The 16,509-nt window shown below is 64.3% G+C and carries 22 protein-coding genes; 12 read left to right on the top strand and 10 right to left on the bottom strand.

Translation table 11 applies throughout. The annotated features are described in order from the left end of the window. Nucleotides 1–53 precede the first annotated feature (53 nt). From B7449_RS00580 to B7449_RS00570, 4 genes are all read left to right on the top strand, one after another. A complete protein-coding gene (locus B7449_RS00580; RefSeq protein ID WP_039736839.1) occupies nucleotides 54–398 on the top strand; it encodes a hypothetical protein in 345 nt (114 codons plus the stop codon). A gap of 180 nt (nucleotides 399–578) precedes the next feature. Further along, nucleotides 579–1,166, top strand: a complete 588-nt coding sequence (locus B7449_RS00575) for a hypothetical protein (RefSeq protein WP_199858413.1) — start codon at nucleotides 579–581, stop codon at nucleotides 1,164–1,166. After that, on the top strand, nucleotides 1,163–1,309 hold the full coding sequence (locus B7449_RS21205; protein ID WP_167335730.1) for a hypothetical protein: 147 nt from the start codon (nucleotides 1,163–1,165) through the stop codon (nucleotides 1,307–1,309). Before B7449_RS00575 ends, B7449_RS21205 begins: the two co-directional genes overlap by 4 nt. Before the next feature lie 77 nt (nucleotides 1,310–1,386). Then, nucleotides 1,387–2,193, top strand: coding sequence for an MgtC/SapB family protein (locus tag B7449_RS00570; protein ID WP_082084708.1), 807 nt, complete (start codon nucleotides 1,387–1,389; stop codon nucleotides 2,191–2,193). An 18-nt stretch (nucleotides 2,194–2,211) separates the two neighbouring features. Here B7449_RS00570 and B7449_RS00565 read toward each other — a convergent pair whose 3' ends face one another. Then, a complete protein-coding gene (locus tag B7449_RS00565) occupies nucleotides 2,212–2,556 on the bottom strand; it encodes a DUF952 domain-containing protein (RefSeq protein WP_039736837.1) in 345 nt (114 codons plus the stop codon). A 214-nt stretch (nucleotides 2,557–2,770) separates the two neighbouring features. On the opposite strand from B7449_RS00565, the gene B7449_RS00560 reads away from it, so the two are divergent. Further along, nucleotides 2,771–3,175, top strand: coding sequence for a hypothetical protein (locus tag B7449_RS00560; protein WP_039736836.1), 405 nt, complete (start codon nucleotides 2,771–2,773; stop codon nucleotides 3,173–3,175). A 97-nt stretch (nucleotides 3,176–3,272) separates the two neighbouring features. Here B7449_RS00560 and B7449_RS20970 read toward each other — a convergent pair whose 3' ends face one another. Together B7449_RS20970 and B7449_RS21200 are read right to left on the bottom strand one after the other, a co-directional pair. Then, nucleotides 3,273–3,518 carry a hypothetical protein gene (locus B7449_RS20970; protein ID WP_158003698.1) on the bottom strand — a complete coding sequence of 82 codons (246 nt, stop codon included), beginning with the start codon at nucleotides 3,516–3,518 and terminating at the stop codon, nucleotides 3,273–3,275. 156 nt (nucleotides 3,519–3,674) lie between these two features. Next, on the bottom strand, nucleotides 3,675–3,836 hold the full coding sequence (locus B7449_RS21200; protein WP_167335729.1) for a hypothetical protein: 162 nt from the start codon (nucleotides 3,834–3,836) through the stop codon (nucleotides 3,675–3,677). A gap of 333 nt (nucleotides 3,837–4,169) precedes the next feature. On the opposite strand from B7449_RS21200, the gene B7449_RS00550 reads away from it, so the two are divergent. Continuing rightward, nucleotides 4,170–4,484: a hypothetical protein gene (locus B7449_RS00550; RefSeq protein ID WP_082084707.1), complete on the top strand. Its 315-nt coding sequence runs from the start codon at nucleotides 4,170–4,172 to the stop codon at nucleotides 4,482–4,484. Between the two features lie 24 nt (nucleotides 4,485–4,508). Continuing rightward, entirely contained in the window at nucleotides 4,509–4,703 is a 195-nt protein-coding gene (locus tag B7449_RS00545) for a hypothetical protein (RefSeq protein WP_048883101.1), read from the top strand. Nucleotides 4,704–4,846: 143 nt separating this feature from the next. Here B7449_RS00545 and B7449_RS00540 read toward each other — a convergent pair whose 3' ends face one another. Beyond that, nucleotides 4,847–5,146: a hypothetical protein gene (locus B7449_RS00540; RefSeq protein ID WP_039736833.1), complete on the bottom strand. Its 300-nt coding sequence runs from the start codon at nucleotides 5,144–5,146 to the stop codon at nucleotides 4,847–4,849. Nucleotides 5,147–5,350: 204 nt separating this feature from the next. Here B7449_RS00540 and B7449_RS00535 point away from each other — a divergent pair, with 204 nt between their 5' ends. Next, nucleotides 5,351–6,472 (top strand): Gfo/Idh/MocA family protein, encoded by a 1,122-nt coding sequence (locus B7449_RS00535; protein WP_039736829.1) that lies wholly within the window; start codon nucleotides 5,351–5,353, stop codon nucleotides 6,470–6,472. A gap of 147 nt (nucleotides 6,473–6,619) precedes the next feature. Here the strand turns inward: B7449_RS00535 and B7449_RS00530 are convergent, their stop codons facing one another. From B7449_RS00530 to B7449_RS00510, 5 genes are all read right to left on the bottom strand, one after another. Then, entirely contained in the window at nucleotides 6,620–7,474 is an 855-nt protein-coding gene (locus B7449_RS00530) for an SDR family oxidoreductase (protein WP_167335731.1), read from the bottom strand. Nucleotides 7,475–7,587: 113 nt separating this feature from the next. Continuing rightward, nucleotides 7,588–7,995: a PRC-barrel domain-containing protein gene (locus B7449_RS00525; protein ID WP_039736825.1), complete on the bottom strand. Its 408-nt coding sequence runs from the start codon at nucleotides 7,993–7,995 to the stop codon at nucleotides 7,588–7,590. Between the two features lie 105 nt (nucleotides 7,996–8,100). Further along, a complete protein-coding gene (locus B7449_RS00520; RefSeq protein WP_039736823.1) occupies nucleotides 8,101–8,472 on the bottom strand; it encodes a con-10 family general stress protein in 372 nt (123 codons plus the stop codon). Nucleotides 8,473–9,363: 891 nt separating this feature from the next. Continuing rightward, nucleotides 9,364–9,696, bottom strand: a complete 333-nt coding sequence (locus B7449_RS00515) for a DUF2934 domain-containing protein (RefSeq protein ID WP_039736886.1) — start codon at nucleotides 9,694–9,696, stop codon at nucleotides 9,364–9,366. A 169-nt stretch (nucleotides 9,697–9,865) separates the two neighbouring features. Continuing rightward, a complete protein-coding gene (locus B7449_RS00510; RefSeq protein WP_039736885.1) occupies nucleotides 9,866–10,477 on the bottom strand; it encodes a glutathione binding-like protein in 612 nt (203 codons plus the stop codon). Nucleotides 10,478–10,716: 239 nt separating this feature from the next. Here B7449_RS00510 and B7449_RS00505 point away from each other — a divergent pair, with 239 nt between their 5' ends. The 3 genes from B7449_RS00505 to B7449_RS00495 are packed head-to-tail and all read left to right on the top strand — an operon-like array spanning nucleotide 10,717 to nucleotide 13,168. Next, nucleotides 10,717–11,826 (top strand): acyl-CoA dehydrogenase family protein, encoded by a 1,110-nt coding sequence (locus tag B7449_RS00505; protein WP_039736821.1) that lies wholly within the window; start codon nucleotides 10,717–10,719, stop codon nucleotides 11,824–11,826. Next, nucleotides 11,823–12,551 carry a PIG-L deacetylase family protein gene (locus tag B7449_RS00500; RefSeq protein ID WP_039736819.1) on the top strand — a complete coding sequence of 243 codons (729 nt, stop codon included), beginning with the start codon at nucleotides 11,823–11,825 and terminating at the stop codon, nucleotides 12,549–12,551. Before B7449_RS00505 ends, B7449_RS00500 begins: the two co-directional genes overlap by 4 nt. Next, nucleotides 12,548–13,168, top strand: a complete 621-nt coding sequence (locus tag B7449_RS00495) for a class I SAM-dependent methyltransferase (RefSeq protein ID WP_039736818.1) — start codon at nucleotides 12,548–12,550, stop codon at nucleotides 13,166–13,168. Before B7449_RS00500 ends, B7449_RS00495 begins: the two co-directional genes overlap by 4 nt. Here B7449_RS00495 and B7449_RS00490 read toward each other — a convergent pair. Continuing rightward, entirely contained in the window at nucleotides 13,108–14,259 is a 1,152-nt protein-coding gene (locus B7449_RS00490) for a glycosyltransferase (protein WP_039736816.1), read from the bottom strand. The genes B7449_RS00495 and B7449_RS00490 overlap by 61 nt on opposite strands. Before the next feature lie 808 nt (nucleotides 14,260–15,067). Here B7449_RS00490 and B7449_RS00485 point away from each other — a divergent pair. Then, the coding region (locus B7449_RS00485) for an efflux RND transporter permease subunit (protein WP_048883107.1) at nucleotides 15,068–16,509 on the top strand (1,442 nt) is incomplete at its 3' end.

The following is a 16,509-nucleotide window of genomic DNA, read 5'->3' as shown; positions in this document are numbered from 1 at the left end:
GGACGTTGATCCCGCGCATGTCGCCCTGTTCCGGCAGGCCATCGGAGCATGACATGAACACCACTGCAAAACTCGGCGGCCTCGGGGCCGTCATCGCGCTGCTGCTGACCGAGGTGCCGGAGCAGTATGCCTTCTACGTCGCCCTGTTCATCATTGCCTGCGGGGCGGTGACCGCGCTGGTGCCCCCGCCACATGCGGGCAGCCGGTGGGCCGTGGCCTGGCAGGTCATGACCACCATCGGACTGAACATCGGCTGGGCGGAAAACCACTTCAAGCCGGGACAGTCGGGCGTGCGGGTGCCGCTGGTGGACAAGCCCTCGGCGAAGCAGGCGGTGCAGGCTGCGGGCATTCCTGTCCTCAACCGCAGGGGCGCGCCGGAACCGACAGCAGCAGACTGAACATGGAAGGGGGATGCGGTCCCGGTGCTAGGTGGATGGCCGATGCTGTCCGGGACCGCATGCCTGATCATACGGGACTTTGTGGCAATTATATGGATGGAACCGTTATGATTGCCCGGTCCCCTGCTTTTTCTGCCAGCCGCCCTGTGGGCGGCTTTTTTTTCGAGATGGAGCAAGACCATGGCCCACCTGTCCCCCGATCCCGCCCGCCGCATGGTACTGCGCACCGGCTGCGCCACGCTGGCTGCGGGCCTGCTGGCGGCCTGCACGCGCACACGTTCGGGCAGTGTGACCACCGTGACCCTGAATGTGGCCGACGTGGTGGATTACGGCAACGCCGTCCTGTCATTCGCAACCACCGCAATCGGGCTGACATTCGTATCCACCGCCATGGGGGCGGCGAACGTGGCGATGGCGGATACGGTTATTGCATCACTCAGGACAGCATTGGCCGCGTTCCAGTCCGCCGCGGGCGCCAGCACGTCCGTCACCTATGACAGCGCCAGCGTGAAGACGGCATTCGACAGCATCCTTGCCGATGTCGGGAAAGTGGACACGCTGATCATTTCCGTCATTACCGGCACGGCAGCCAGCCTGACCGGCAGCGTCGTGTCCGACGCAAAAACGGCGGCGGGTGCGGCGCAAACGCTGATCGACCTGCTGAAGGCGATGGTGGACATGTCCGGCCCGCGCCTGCGTGGCGCGTTACCGTCGGGCGGGACGGCGGCGATTGGTGAAATCGCCATCTTCGCGGCGGTGCGGGGATGAACGTCCACGCGCTTGCCGGTCTGGGCCTGTTCCTCAGCGGCGCCGCGTTGTCGCAGGTGCTGGCCTTCGGCATCGCTGCATGGCGGGAAGGGCGGCGCAGGCGGCAGATCACTGACACGCTTGGTCCCCCGGCGCCCGACTGACGCGGGACCAGACCGGCATGCGCTCGCACGATCCGGCCCGCACGCCACGCAACCGGCATGGGGGGCGGACTGTTGTCATGTGCATGACGGTCCTGCCACATTTCACCTATTCCGCCCCCGGCGAGGGATGGCTGCAGCTGGGGGAACTTGCACTGGCGTTCGTGCTGTCGGCGCTGGTCGGTCTGGAACGGGAATTCCGGCAGAAAAGCGCCGGGCTGCGCACCTATACACTGGTGGGGGTGGCGGCGGCGCTGTTCATGCTGGTGTCGAAATACGGGTTCAACAACATTCTCGACAGTGGTCGGGTCGTACTGGACCCGTCGCGCATCGCAGCCCAGGTGGTGTCGGGCATCGGGTTTATTGGCGGGGGCGTGATCTTCATGCGTCGCGACGTGGTGCGCGGACTGACCACGGCGGCGTCGGTATGGCTGACAGCGGCGCTGGGCATGGCGTGCGGGGCAGGGCTGATCGCGCTGGCGGTGGCGACCATGGTCGGGCACTTCATCATCATGCTGGTGTTCCCGCGCCTTGTGCACCTTGTCCCGCGTGACCATGCAGCGCGGTCGGCGGGGCTGTACATATCCTATCCTGACGGGCGGGGACTGCTGCGCAGCATCCTGATCCGCTGCACCCAGCTGCGCTTTACCATCCATCGCGTCCGCATCGAATCCCCCGCGCTGCCTGCCGGTGACGCATTGCAGGACCTGCGCCACCGCCACCCCGATCCGGTACCCCCTGCGGCGGATGCTGCGGGCCATGCCACGGTTACGCTGTTCATAAAGGTGCGGGGCAGGCGACCGCTGTCGCATCTGGTCGCCGCGTTATCGGATATCGAGGGCGTGATTGGCGTGGAAACGGAAGACGCCGATAACGACCCCGACTGACCCGGCTACGGGCGGGTATCAGGCCGGCAGGTCCACCCCGCCGTCAGCCGTACGCGACACCGGGCCGGTCGCAACCACCGCGCCAATGGGCAGGGGCGCATACAGGTGGGGAAAAAGCTGCCCCCCGCGTGAAGGTTCCCACCGCACCACCGCCGGGTCCAGCAGCGACAGGTCCACCGCCACCAGCACCAGCCCGGACCGCCCGCTGAAATGCCGGTCCAGCGTGCCGGCCACCTGCGGGCCGGCAGACAGGTGGATGAACCCGTCGGCAAGGTCGTCAGGAGACCCCGCAAGGCTGCCGGTACGGGCGAATGAATCGTATTCGTCGGGCGTCATGATCTTGTAAACGATACGGTCGGTCATGGGGTGTGTCCTGTCGTCTGCATGGCGTGACCATAGGCCAGGGGCGCATCCCCGCCAACCGCGCAGGGACGCCCGGCAATGGCGACAGGGGAAAAAAATAGTACCTGAACGGGCTGAAATGGGGTGGCCTTTGCCGCCCCGACGCGGCACCCTAGGGCCAGCCCGACGCCACAAGCCGTGCCGCGCGGACCCCAGACAGAGGCTTTTCGTTGCGATGCGCCCCCATAACGACAACACCAGCCCGGATGTGCTGCATTTTCCACGCCGCAACATCTTTTCGCCACAGGAGGCATCGCACTACCTTGGCATTGCGCCGTTGCGACTTCGTATCATGAAATGGCTGCGCTGCGGGCCCAAGCCCATCTCCATCAATCGCGAAACGTTCTATACCGAAGCCGAACTGCGCAATTTCCGCCTTGGCCTGATTCACGCGGTGGGCGTGGAGGAAAATGGCGGTCCCTACCGCGAACGGTACATGGCCGGCCTGCAGGGGGAAAAACCGGCAATGGACCCGCTGGTCACGCTGCTGTCGGCCAACCTGATCCGGCGGCGGGCGATCGGACTGTCGCTGTGGGGCCTGCTGGCGCTGGGCATCGGCATTGATCTGATCCTGTTCTGACCCACCGCGTCACGCGCAGGGGGGGCAGGGCACAGGCATGAAAAAAGGGGCGTCCCGGCATGGGACGCCCCCCTTTTCGCGCTACGATAGCTGCAGATTACTGCTGCTGACCGTCGTGATCATGTTCGCCGTGTTCGCCATGCTCACGGTCACCATGCTCACCGTGTTCGTGATCGCCGTGCTCACGGTCGCCGTTTTCACCATTTTCATTGTGGTGCTTGCCATGGTGCTTGCCGTGGTGTTCGCCATGACGGTTCTGGTCGTTGCCGTTGTTGTCGTCAGCATGAGCAACAACCGGGAGCGACAGACCAAGAACGGCTGCCAGGATCAGGGACTTTTTCATACTATATCGTTTCCTTAGTTTTAACCGGTTTCTAAAAACCTGCCCTATACATATAGAAGGGTAACCAGAAATGAGAAGGCCTGTACCAATAAATTATTTGTAACAGAATGCATCATGCCCCTGATCGGGCTGAATATTTACAATAATCCGGGATACTCAGGCGTCATCCGGCATGAACCCTTCATCAGCGCGGATGGGCGATGTTTCATGCGTGCGGACATAGCCGCGACGGTTCTTCCATGCATGGATCAGGGCTTCGCGCCATTCTTCATGCGGCTCTTTACGGGTTTTTTGGGGGGAAACGGCTTGCGTATTCATGATCCGGAAACCTCTTAAAAAGCCAGCACAAGCGCGGGCAGGAACAGATTAACAAAAACCGCGGACTGTAAATGTGATAATTCTGTGAATCCGTCCGGCCATGCCGAATTCGGGTGATGGAGACATGTGTTATGGTTCTGTTAAGACATTAAGACGGTCTCCGGGCTAATATTCACGAAATATCACGAATGACAGGAACTTATTCCTGTTCTGCGAATGCTTTCCAGAAACGGGTCCGACGTCAGACAGGCCGAATCTGTTTGTAACAATATTGGCCCTATCAATCGCCGCTTCGCTTCCCGATATCTTGGGTGTCGATCCATAGGAGACATCATGAAACGTACAATCCTGCTGGCGCTTGCCCTTGGCGCGTCCCTTCCGCTTGCAGCGCAGGCACAGTCCTTTGACCAGAACCATGGTGGCGAACACCGTGGTGGCCGTGGCGGTGAAGGCCGCGAAGGTCAGAACGGCGGTGGCTGGGGCAACCGTGGCGGCCAGAACGGCGACAGCCAGAATGGTGGTCAGAACGGCGGCTGGGGCCAGCGCGGCGGTGAAGGCCGTGAAGGCCATAACGGCGGTGGTAATGGCGGCGGCTGGGGCGGTCGTGGCCATGGCCACAATGACAGCAGCGACAGCAGCTCCAACTAACGCAGTGCGGGGACAGGTCCGGCCATGCCGGGCCATCCCCGTCTGACAGCGCGTCCCGGCATGACGTCATGCCCGACCGGGCAGCTGCAATGCAAAAGGCGCATCCTGTCCACCCGCCCCATCACATGGGACGGCGCGGGGCAGGATGCGCCTTTCGTGCATGAACGGGTGCGGCCCGCAGGGCACAGGGTGGGCACGGCCCGCCATGACGGGAAATAGCGGCCCGGGCCAGACTGCCGCATGCCATGGCCCGGATGCACCGGCCCTGTCCAACTGCCGTCATTGTGCCCGCAGGGCAGCGTACCACGCGGGTTTACGCGCAACGTGCGACCGGAACCGCCCGCCAGCCGACGCGTTCCGGTTCATTCATCCATATTACCCGTGGGCGGCGTGGACGAAGATGACGGCGCGGCCCCGCCGCCACGCGTGCCGGGAATGTCCGGGTTGCTGGGGTCCTTGCGCGGGCAGGGCTGGGAATGGCCGTGCGCGGTGTCCTGCGTCCGGCATGCGCTGTCCGGTGTGTGGGAGGTGGAGGTGCCCCCGTTCCGGGGCATGGTCTCGACAGGCATTCTGGGTGGCGTATTGCCCTGTGCGTGGGCCGCTGTCCCCATACATAGCCCAAGGGCCAGAAGCGACGCGATACGAAGGGGGCGTGCGATCATTGTCCTGATCCTTATCCGGTCACGTCGCGGCATGCGGCGTTTCTTTGTAACGCCCGTTATTATTTCCGGTTTTATTTTATATTCATTCCCCCCCCGCACGAAAACCACCCGGTCCGTTCATCCACCCGCACCGCCATATCCATCGCAACCCATGCAGGGGGGCGACGTTCACCCGGCAGTGCGACAACCGACCGGAGGCACGACATGACACCGGATATCAACGCCAGGAAAATTCGTTACGCCGTGATCGGCGGCGGCCAGATTTCCCAGCAGGCCTTCATGCCGGGCATGGCGCGGGCAGGCAATTCCGTGCTGTCCGCGCTGGTGACGGGCGACCCGGAAAAGGCCCGCAGGCTGGCGGCGCAGTACGATATTCCCGCCTGCCATTATGATGACCTGCCAACCCTGCTGCGTTCGGGCCATATCGACGCGGTCTATCTGGCCACCCCCAACGCGCTGCACCGGCAGTACGCCGTGCCCGTGCTGGAGGCGGGGCTGCACCTGCTGGTGGAAAAGCCCATGGCGACCAGCGTTGCGGACTGCGAAGCCATTCTGGATGCGCAGAAACGTGGCGGCGGCAAGCTTATGGTGGCCTACCGCCTGCATTGCGAACCGGGCACGGTCGACCTGATCTCACGCTGTCGCAATGGGGATTTCGGGCACCTGATCGCTTTTGATTCCATATTCGGGCAGAACTTTGCCGAAGCCAACCATCGCGGCCATAGCGGTTACTGGTCCGGCCCGGTGCCCGACATGGGCACCTATCCGCTGAATGCGGTGCGCAACCTGTTTGCGCGCGAACCGCTGGAGGTCCACGCCGTGGGCACGAAAACGCCGGGGCGGGGGTTCAATTTTGATGATACGGTATCGGTCACCCTGCGCTTTGCCGAAGGGCGGATGGCCCATTTCCTTGTCAGTTACGCCTGTGCGCCGGTCGAGAATTTCTCGCTGGTGGGTGACAGGGGCAGCGTCACTGCCGGGCCGTGCTACATGTTCGGTCCCGATGTCGGCATTACCTACACCACCACCATAGACGGACGGAAGGAAACGCACCGCCATGACCCGGTGGAACAGTTTGGCGGAGAAATCGCCTATTTTTCCGACTGTATCCTGCATGACCGCGACCCGGAACCGGATGGGGAGGAAGGGCTGCGCGACGTCCGCGTGCTGGCGGCGGTGGAACGCGCGCTACTGACCGGACAGCCACAGAAACTGGACCCCATGCCGCCCGCCCGCGTCGCCCTTCCTGATCAGGTCATGACCCTGCCGCCAGTGCGTGAGCCGGATGTTGCGGACATGATCAGCATCGTCCCGCAATCGGCCTGAGCCCATCCGCCTTCGGCCCGGACCGACGGGCCGGTCAGGGGGAAGGCGGGATAACAGGCATTGCCGCCTGCAATAAAGACGATGTTTCCCGAAGCCTGCCCATGACTGGTTGATGTGGTCCGGGCGGGCCTTTTGTGTGTTTCCCTGTTACAGCATGGGGCGACCGCCGGTTACGGGAATGATGGCGGCGGTTATGTAACTGCTTTCATCCGATGCCAGGAAGACATAGGCGGGGGCGACTTCCGCCGGTTGCCCCGCGCGGCCCATTGGCGTGTTGCGGCCGAATTCCTTTATATGTTCTGGCGGCATGGTCGCCGGTATCAGCGGCGTCCAGATCGGGCCGGGGGCCACGGCATTGACCCGGATCCCGCGCGCGGCCAGCATGTCCCCCAGCCCCACGGTAAAATTGGCGATCGCCCCCTTGGTCGTGGCATAGGCCAGCAGATGCGGCGAGGGCGATGTGGCGTTGATCGACGTTGTATTGATGATCGTGGACCCCGCCGCCATATGCGCAACGGCGGCCTGCGACAGGAAGAACATGCTGTAGATGTTGGTGCGGAACGTCCGGTCCCACTCCTCTTCCTCAATATCTTCCAGCCGGTCGATGCTTTTCTGGTGCCCGGCGTTGTTGACCAGAATGTCAATCCCGCCCAGCGTTTCCACCGTACGCGCGATCAGGTCCACGCAATGCGCCCTGTTGGCCACGTCACCGGGCAGCAGCAGCGTCTTCCGGCCTGCCTTTTCAACCCATGCGGCGGTCTGCCGCGCATCGTCATGTTCAGTGTAATAGGCAATGGCGACATCGGCACCCTCACGCGCGAACGCAATGGCCACCGCGCGCCCGATACCGGAATCCCCCCCCGTTACCAGCGCCCTGCGCCCCGCAAGCCGGCCGGACCCGCGATAGCTGGTCTCGCCATGGTCGGGGCGGGGGTGCATGTCCCGGGTTTCCCCCGGTGGCGCCTGCTGCTGCGGCGGAAAGCCGCCGTCATGTCCGTCCATCATGCCGGGCTCCCGGTTGTCCTGTCCAGTTCATGCCAAAAGCAGAAAAACGCAGACTGCAGGCCGGGCCGCGCCCATACCTGCAGTTGCGTTCCGTCCGGCCTGCGGCCGGCCTACATGCCGGGCAGGCCGCCGTAATAGGTATCGACCTGGCTGCCGTAACGGCTGTTGGTCCAGTCGGGGGACATGTCCTCGGCATAGGCGGGGGCGGCTTCAAGCTGCTCGCGCGTCAGGGATACGATATACCCGCCGCGTTCCCTGTCGTAATGCAGCGCCTTCCACGGCAGCGGGTGGTAGCTGTTGCCCATGCCCAGAAAGCCGCCAAAGCTCATGACGACATAGGCGACATCGCCCGAAGTCTTGTCGACCATGAAATACTTGACCGTGCCCAGTTTTTCCCCCGCCGGAGAGTACACGGACGTGCCTTCCACCTGATCCGAGGAAATCAGGTCATGCCTGCCGGTCATTTCAGGGGATATGGTGGTATTCGTCGTGGAACCGTTTGTCATGGATGCTGACATGGAACTTCTCCTTACATGTCATGGACATCGCCCGACGATGGCGACACCCGATGGTATCGGCAGGTCGGGCGGAACCCGGCTGAAGGTTCCGCCCGCCCGTTCTACTTACGACTTGCCATGACTGTGCAGGCCGCCCTTGCGCCCGGCTTCCGCCGCGCGTTCGGGGTTGTCGGCAAAATTGCCCGCGCCATGCTGCGTGCCTTTCTGGGTGCCGGACGCCGCCGTTTTTTCAGACGTGTGCCCGGTGCCGCCATGGCTGTGCTGTCCGCCCCTGCGCCCGGCTTCCGCCGCGCGGGCCGGGTCATTGGCGAAATTGCCGGAACTGTGCTGCCCGCCCTTGTGGCCGGCTTCGGCCGCACGGGCCGGGTCGTTGGCAAAGTTGCCGGGGTTGTGCGCCGCCCCACCGCCGCCACGACTGTCGGCCGGGGCCAGTGTGGGCAGGCTTGTACGTGTGTGCAGGGAGATATGATAACTCATGATCCTCACCTTTTCATATCACAGCGGCTACGCGGGATCCTTGTTTTTCCATGGTTCCATAACGGATGTGCCAGTGGAAGCGATCCCGGAACTGCGCGCTGTGGGAAGATCAACGGCACATCGCGTCCACGGTTGCGTATCGGGCAAACAAAATAATAAGGGATGGATCAGACTTCATGATCCTTAAAAAACCCGCCAGTTCCATAATATAATTACGACCGGATACTTTATAATTCCCCATCACATGGCGCATGCCCCATGCCATGTGGCGGTAAATGCATGGCGGCGCCTGCTGCCATCATGGCAGGCGGGTGCAAATACACCGCACGCCATTTTTGCGCTGCATCATTACTTTTGTTCCGGCCGGAAAACATCATGAACGGAGATGGGCGCGCGATGCGGCTGCGCCATCATCTGGCGCGCAGGCCATCTGGAGTGTGACGCCCCCATCCGGCACGGCATCGCACCCGATCCGTCCGGGATGACCGGACGGGATATGATCTGAAATAATAAAATACGTCAGAACCACCTTCTGACAATAAAAGACGATGATCCTGACGTATTTTGAAAAGAAACCGTCACCAGATACCTGATGCGATGACCCGCCATTTTCCGGGCAGGCTTTTCAGGCCGACCGTGGCCTGATCCCGGCGTCACGCGCGATGAACCGCATGGCGTGTCCGATATGCTGCCGGGCGGGAACCGGGAACGCACACCGGCCTTCACGCCGCCCGCACCCTGTCGACCACGTTCATGCACGACACACGACATCTGACCCGGCAACGGCGTCTATCCCGCGACATTCCGGGAGAACGCCGCCGCCCCTGTTGAAACAGGCGACGCCCCGGAACCGGCGTTACCAGCGTGAATACGCGACCACAGGACAGTCCGTTACTGGTTTTTCAGCGCGTCTTCTTCTTCCTGCCGCGTGGCGAAGGGCACTTCCTGCCTGTCATCAAGTTCGTTCATGCTGCCGCCGGGATTGCCAAGGTTTTCCTCAAGGAAGGCTTCCTCGACCGGCTGGCCGTTTTCATCAAGCGGCACGGGGGAGTCCACGGGAATCTGCCCCGCGTCCGGGTTGCTTTCCATCCCGATCAGTTCCGACGCCGCTTCCCTGTACGCATCCGGCCCGCAACCCGGCCTGCCATCGGCTTCCCACATTTCCTTTGCCTTGGCGGCGATGCGCGCCTGTGTCTCGGGGGTGGTCTGAAGCGGGTTGTCCATTGTCATCATCCTTGCACAGTGACCTGAAAGGGGCATCAGGCCCGATCTTGCGTACCCATCCATAGCGTAATCGGGCACGCCCCGTTACCCGCAACGCGGATACCAGCCTTTCGTCCAAGGGCCATGGCGGGAACGGGCATGCGAAAACCGGGACAGGCCGCGCCGTGGGTCAGTCCAGCCCTTCCTCGCTACGGGCCTTCTGCGCTGCCGGGCGGGCGAACACCGCGTCACGCAGGGCGCAGGCGTGGGGATAGGCCGACAGGTCCACCTGCAGCGGGGCGGCCCAGCTCAGGATCACGGCCATCAGCGCATCGGCCTGCGTGAAGCCCTGGGGCAGCAGGTGCCCGTTGCCACAGGCGGCCAGCATTGCCTCCACCTGCCCCAGTCGGCGCGGGATCAGCGTATTCAGCAGGTGGTCACGCGTCACATCCGGCAGGCCGGGGGCGAACAGCGCGCCGAATGCGCCGTGCACGTCCTCGCAGAACCCGATGGCTTCGAGCAGCCGGAAAAACGCCACCGAGTCCGGGGCCGGGTGCATGGCGACATTACCGGCCTGCTGCCCGATATAGGTCAGCACCGCGACATTCTGCGTCAGGACCTCGCCCGGTGCGATTTCCAGCGCGGGCACCGCGCCACGTGGGTTGATCTTCAGGTAATCCGCGCCGCTGGCGGTTGTCCTGGTCTTCAGGTCCACCCGCTCCAGCGTGTGGGACAGCCCGGTTTCATTCAGGATGATGTGGGCTGCCAGCGAACAGGCGCCCGGCGTATAATACAGCTTCATTGCAATGCCCTTCCATGATGGCGAACCGGGGGGACGACGCCCGCCCGGCCAGGCAGGAGCCTGACATACACGCGCGGCCCTGAAAAGCGCATGGCTGCACGCCGCAGTCCCCCGCGCGGAACCTGACAAAGCATGACCAGTGGCGCGGGCAGGGAACCAACCCGACACCGGCGCTGTTTGTGCCAGCAGGGGCAGGGCGGTCTGCGCGCGCCTGCCGCGCATAAAGGGGCCCTGCCGCCATGACCTTTCCCTTCGAAGCACTGGCCGCATGCCGCGCGGAACTGGAAACGGAAGCCAGCGCGGGCGACGCGCAGGCCACCTTTCCGGCTGCGGGGCTGCAGCGCCTGCGGCAGCTGGGGGTGCTGGCGGCGGCACTGCCGCGCGTGCATGGCGGGCTGGGCCTTGGCACGGAACCGCACGGGGCGGCGGGCCTGCTGCACATGCTGCGGCTGGTGGGGCAGGGCAACATGGCGCTTGGCCGCGTGGTGGAGGGGCATGTGAACGCCATCCGCCTCGTCTGCCTGTACGGCACGCCCGCGCAGGTTGCCCGCGTCGCGCAGGACGTGCATGACGACGCACTGTACGGCCTGTGGGTGACCGATGGCGCGACCCCGCTGCGCATGGAACAGGCCGCGGGCGGGCTGGTGCTGCATGGGGGGAAGGCCTTTGCCTCGGCCGCGCGGCAGGCGACCCATGCGCTTGTCACTGCACGGGCGGAGCGGGACGCGACCCGGATGCTGCTGGTGGCGCTGGATGAAGGCCGCACCGTGCAGGCCGGGGGCGCGGGCCTTGCGGGCATGCGCGGGGCGGGCACGGGACAGTGCGACCTGACCGGCATGGCCGTGCTGCCGGCCGCCATGGTGGGACAGCCGGGGGATTACCTGCGCCAGCCCGAATTCTCGGCCGGGGCGTGGCGGGGCATGGCCGTGGCGCTGGGCGGGATCGAACGGCTGAGCGCGCTTTTACGCAGCCAGCTTGCCACGCGCGGCCGGGCGGCGGCCCCCGCGCAGCAGGCCCGGATCGGCCGGGCCCTGATCGCGGCGGAAACCGCCCTGTTATGGACCCGCCGCGCCGCCCGGATGGCCAGCGGACAGGACCAGGTGGATGCAGGCGACATTGCCGCCACTGTCAACCTGGGGCGTCTGGCGGTGGAACGCGCGGGGCTGGAGGTGATCGAACTGGTGGAACGCGGGCTGGGGCTGTCCGCCTTCGTGCGTGACAACGTGGTCGAACGGCTGGTGCGCGACCTTGCCACCTACCTGCGCCAGCCCGCCCCGGATGAGACATTGTGCGAAGCTGCCGCCTGGTTCACCCGCCGCGACCTGCCCCAGCCGGACGTCCGGCCATGAAGGCCGCCACCGTGCATGCCGCCCTGCGCGACCTGCCGCTTGCGCCGCTTTCGGCCATTGCGCCGGGCACCGTGATGGTCCTTGCCCCACACCCCGATGATGAAAGCCTTGGCTGCGGGGGACTGATCGCCGCCTGCTGTGCCGCGGGCATGCCGCCCGTTGTCGTCATCATGACCGATGGCGCGGCTTCCCACCCCAATTCGCGCCAGTGGCCAGCCCACCGGCTGCGGGCAAAGCGCCAGCAGGAAGCCCGCAATGCGGTATCCTGTCTTGGCCTGACGCCTGACCGGCTGGTTTTCCTTGGCCTGCCCGACGCCGCCGCCCCGCATGACGGGCCGGTATTTGCGGATATGGCGACGCGGCTGGCCCGGCTTGCCACGGCACGGGACTGCACCACGCTGCTTGCGCCATGGCGGGCAGACCCGCATTGCGATCATGAAGCGGCATGGAAAATGGGCATGGCGGTGCAGCGGCTGTGTGGCGCAACGCTGCTGGCCTATCCCGTGTGGGGGTGGCTGCTGCCCGATGACATGGATCTGGACCATGCCCCGCCACGGGGCCTGCGTCTGGACATCACCGCCCACCGCCCGGCCAAGGCCCGGGCAATCGGCATGCATGAAAGCCAGTACGGCGGCCTGATTACCGATGACCCGGACGGGTTCCACCTGCCTGACCGCCTGCTGGACGCGCTGGTGACGGATTACGAGGTCTTTGTCCAGTCATGAGCCCCCCAAGCTGGTCACGGACAGTCTTCGAACGCCTGCATCGCCGTCGCCCCGACCCGTGGGGCGTGGGAACGCGGGCGTATGAACACGACAAGTACCGCCAGACGCTGGCGGTGCTGTCAGGCCGGCATTTCAGTTTCGCGCTGGAACTGGGGTGTTCGATCGGGATGATGACGGCGCGGCTGGCGCGGCGGTGCGAGCGGGTGATGGCGGTGGACGTGGCCGAGGCCGCGCTGGAACGCGCGCGCCGCCGCTGCGCGGGACTGGATGGGGTATCGTTTTACCGCGGGCAGTTGCCGGACGGGTTCCCGCCGCTGCCCGCGCGCGCGTGCGACCTGATCGTGGTGTCGGAAATGCTGTACTTCCTCTCCCGCCATGACATCCGCCGCCTTGCCGCCCACTGCCTGCGGGTGCGGCAGGCAGGCGGCCCGATCGTGCTGGCAAACTGGACCGGGCCAACCGATACGCCCTGCACCGGGGATGAGGCCGCCCGCCATTTCATAAACGCCTGCCGCGCGGGCGGCCTGCATGTGACCCATGCGCGACGGTACGCGCGCTACCGGCTGGATGTCGTCAACGGACCCGATAGCGCGCCCCCGGTTGCAGACCCGACATAAGAAGGCAGGGCGTGCGGCGTGACCAGCAGGCCGCGCACGATCCGCCGCGCTTCCTCCATGCACATGGGCAGGTCAGCCCGCCGGACGGGCACGCGCCGCAGTGCCGGGCTGAGCGTTTCCAGCCTGTCCCATGCCATGCCCATGAACCGGCCACGCGCCATATGCGCCACGGTGGCGACCGGCAGGCGCAGCAGGGCCGCAAGCCTGTCCGCCGCGTCATGCCATGCATTGCCCCCATGCGGCAGGCCCCGCAACCCGCGCAATGCCGCCCGCGCCCGGGCGCGCCGCAGGCAGGTGCGCGGGGGTTCAAGGCTGTCATCCAGCATGTCATCCTGCCGCACCATGCGCCGCGCCATGGTATCGGCCATACCGCCACGCGCGCGCCCGTCAATGCGGCCCGAAACGCTGACCATGACATCAGGCGCATGGCGGATCGTGGCGTCCACCTGCCGCAGGGCGCGGATGAACCCGCGATCTTCCCCCAATGGCAGGGCAGGGATGCCACCGGCGCGCCGCCAGGCGGCCACGCGCACGGCAATGCTGGCGCCGGAATGTTCCGTATGGCGTGGCCAGGGGTCATGCGGGTCGGGATCGCTCAGGTCATGGATACGGTCCAGCATGGTGGCATAGGCGGTTTCCATCCGGTCATCATCATGCAGGTGCGCGGGAATGATCCGCGCGTCTGCCGGGTCAATCAGGGCGCGGCCACAGACCGCATCGGCACCCGCGTCAAACGCCGCAAGGGTATTGGCCAGCCAGTCCGGGGCGACGCGGCCATCGGCATCGGTTGTCAGCACGATGCCGTCCGGTTCGGCCAGTGCCGCGGCAATCTGCATGGCCGCGCGCCGGGCCGTACCCGCATGGGCCACCGGCGGGGCAAAGATGCGTTCGGCCACGATCACGCCAAAAGGCAGGGACGCGGCAAGGGCGCGGGCCGCGCCACGCGTATCATCGGTGCAGTTGTTAAGCAGCAGGACCACATGGCCCGGACCGCCCCCCCGCTGCGCGGCAAGGGCGCGCAGGCAGGGACCAATACGCTGTGCTTCGTTTCGCACCGGGATCGCCACGACAGGGGGGCGGGCAGGCGGCATGGGTCACCTGTTGGAAAGGGAAACGGTAAACGCCACGCAGGCCGGAACAGTTGCAGGCAATATGACAGAGTGTTGCCCACGACCACAGGCACACACGCACCCCGTTCCGGCGCCGGATCACGCGCAGGCGTGCTGTCCCGGCCCGTGACCCTGCGCACGCAGGCAGGCCAGTCATGAAACACCGTGCAGATCCCGTGGCGGATTGCAAAAATCCACGGGAAGCGCCCGGAAGCACGTATTGCATTTCCGCAGCCTGTCGGGGCGGGCGTTCTGACGGTCATAACGCCGGGACGGATACAGCTCATACGGCCTGAAGTCGTGCCATTCTTTTGCAGTCATGGACGAGTGCGACGGGGGCCGCCTGATCGCAACTTCTGCATGACTGCGCCGGTGGCATGTCCGTGCGTGGATGTCTGCCGATATGGCGAAAGGTTCCCGGCTAACGTATTTTTTATTTATCAGGTGCCGAAATTTGTAAACTATACTTCATAAAATATTGGAAATAATAACGAATAGTACCTGTAATGAATATTATTTTAAATCTTATCTGTTCATAATTTGTAAAAAAACACTGTATCTGTCGTTTCAGGCAGATGCCGCATGACCCCATGCCGGCCCGCCCGTTACCGACCCGCCGGAGTGCCGCCCCATGCCCACCACCCCCAACATGACCCGCAGGCCCTAGTGCCGCCCCACGCACGCGTGGGACTGTAAAACCCGATCAATGCAATAAAAACCGCATGCGAATACTGTGGGGCATGCCCGTAGTGCTGCGCGGTTATTCGTAATACAGGGAATGATCCATCCCATGAACGCCATCGTAGTGACCGCACTGCGTCGGCCCTATACCTTTGTGGTGCTGTCGATCCTTATTGTGGTCTTTGGCATCATGTCGGTATTGCGCACGCCGACGGATGTGTTCCCCAACATAAAAATTCCGGTCGTATCCGTTGTCTGGACCTATGGCGGCATGCTGCCGGAGGAATTCGCGGGCCGTATCATATACAATTACGAACTGATGGTGACCTCGACCGTCGAGGGCATCGAACATATGGAAAGCAGTTCGTATTACGGACGCGGCATCGTCAACATATACTTCCAGCCCGGCACCGATATTGGCAAGGCGGAAGCGGAAGTGACCGCCATTTCACAGACGGTCATCAAGCAGCTGCCCGAAAACATTCCATCGCCCATGGTGATGAGCCTCGACGCCTCCTCCGTTCCGGTGCTTACACTTCAGGTCACGTCCGACAAGCAGACGCCATCGGACCTGTTCAAGCTGGCGATGATCCGCGTGCGCCCGCTGCTGGTGACCGTGCCCGGTGCGGTGGTGCCCCAGGCCTATGGCGGCATGGACAGCTTCGTCATGGTGGCGCTGAACCAGCAGCAGCTGCAGGCGCACCACCTGTCGGCAATGGACGTGCAGAACGCCCTGCGCGGGCAGAATATCGTGCTGCCTGCGGGTGACCAGAAAATCTCGGCAACCGACTGGATGGTGCAGACCAACGCCACCCCGCGCTCCATGAAGGAACTGGGCGATATTCCCGTCAAGCGCGTGGGCAACGCCGTGATCTATGTCCATGACGTGGCGGAGGTCTATCGCGGCGGCCACCCGCAGACCAACCTCGTGCTGGTGAAGGGCAAGCAGGGGGTCGAGATTGTCGTGATGAAAAGCGGCGACGCCTCGACGCTGGATGTCGTGGCCGGGGCCAAGGCGCTGCTGCCGCGCATACAGAGACTGCTGCCGCCGGATGTGAAGGTCAGCATACTGGGCGACGCCTCGGTATTCGTTAAGGATTCCATTTTCGACGTCGTGCGCGAAATGCTGACGGCGGCGGCCCTGACCGGCATGGTGGTGCTGCTGTTCCTGGGGTCGTGGCGGCCGACGGTCATCATCGCCACCTCCATCCCGCTGGCGATTTTGTGCGCGATCATCGGCCTGCACTGGGCGGGGCAGACGATCAATGTCATGACGCTGGGCGGTCTTGCGCTGGCGGTGGGCATTCTGGTGGATGACGCCACGGTGATGATCGAAAACATCGACGCGCATCTGGAAATGGGCAAGACGCTGGAACCCGCGATCATTGACGCGGCGAACCAGATCGTCATTCCCACCTTTGTCGCCACCACCTGCATCTGCATCGTCTGGCTGCCGCTGTTCGGGCTGAGCGGGGTTGCGGGCTGGCTGTTCATGCCAATGGCGGAGGCCATCATCTTCGCCATGATCGCGTCCTTCATCCTGTCGCGCAC

Source organism: Komagataeibacter intermedius TF2 (assembly GCF_000964425.1).
GTDB classification, from domain to species: Bacteria; Pseudomonadota; Alphaproteobacteria; order Acetobacterales; family Acetobacteraceae; genus Komagataeibacter; species Komagataeibacter intermedius.
The sequence above is the reverse complement of the archived record's forward strand: the minus strand, read 5'-3'. Positions and strand labels throughout refer to the sequence as shown.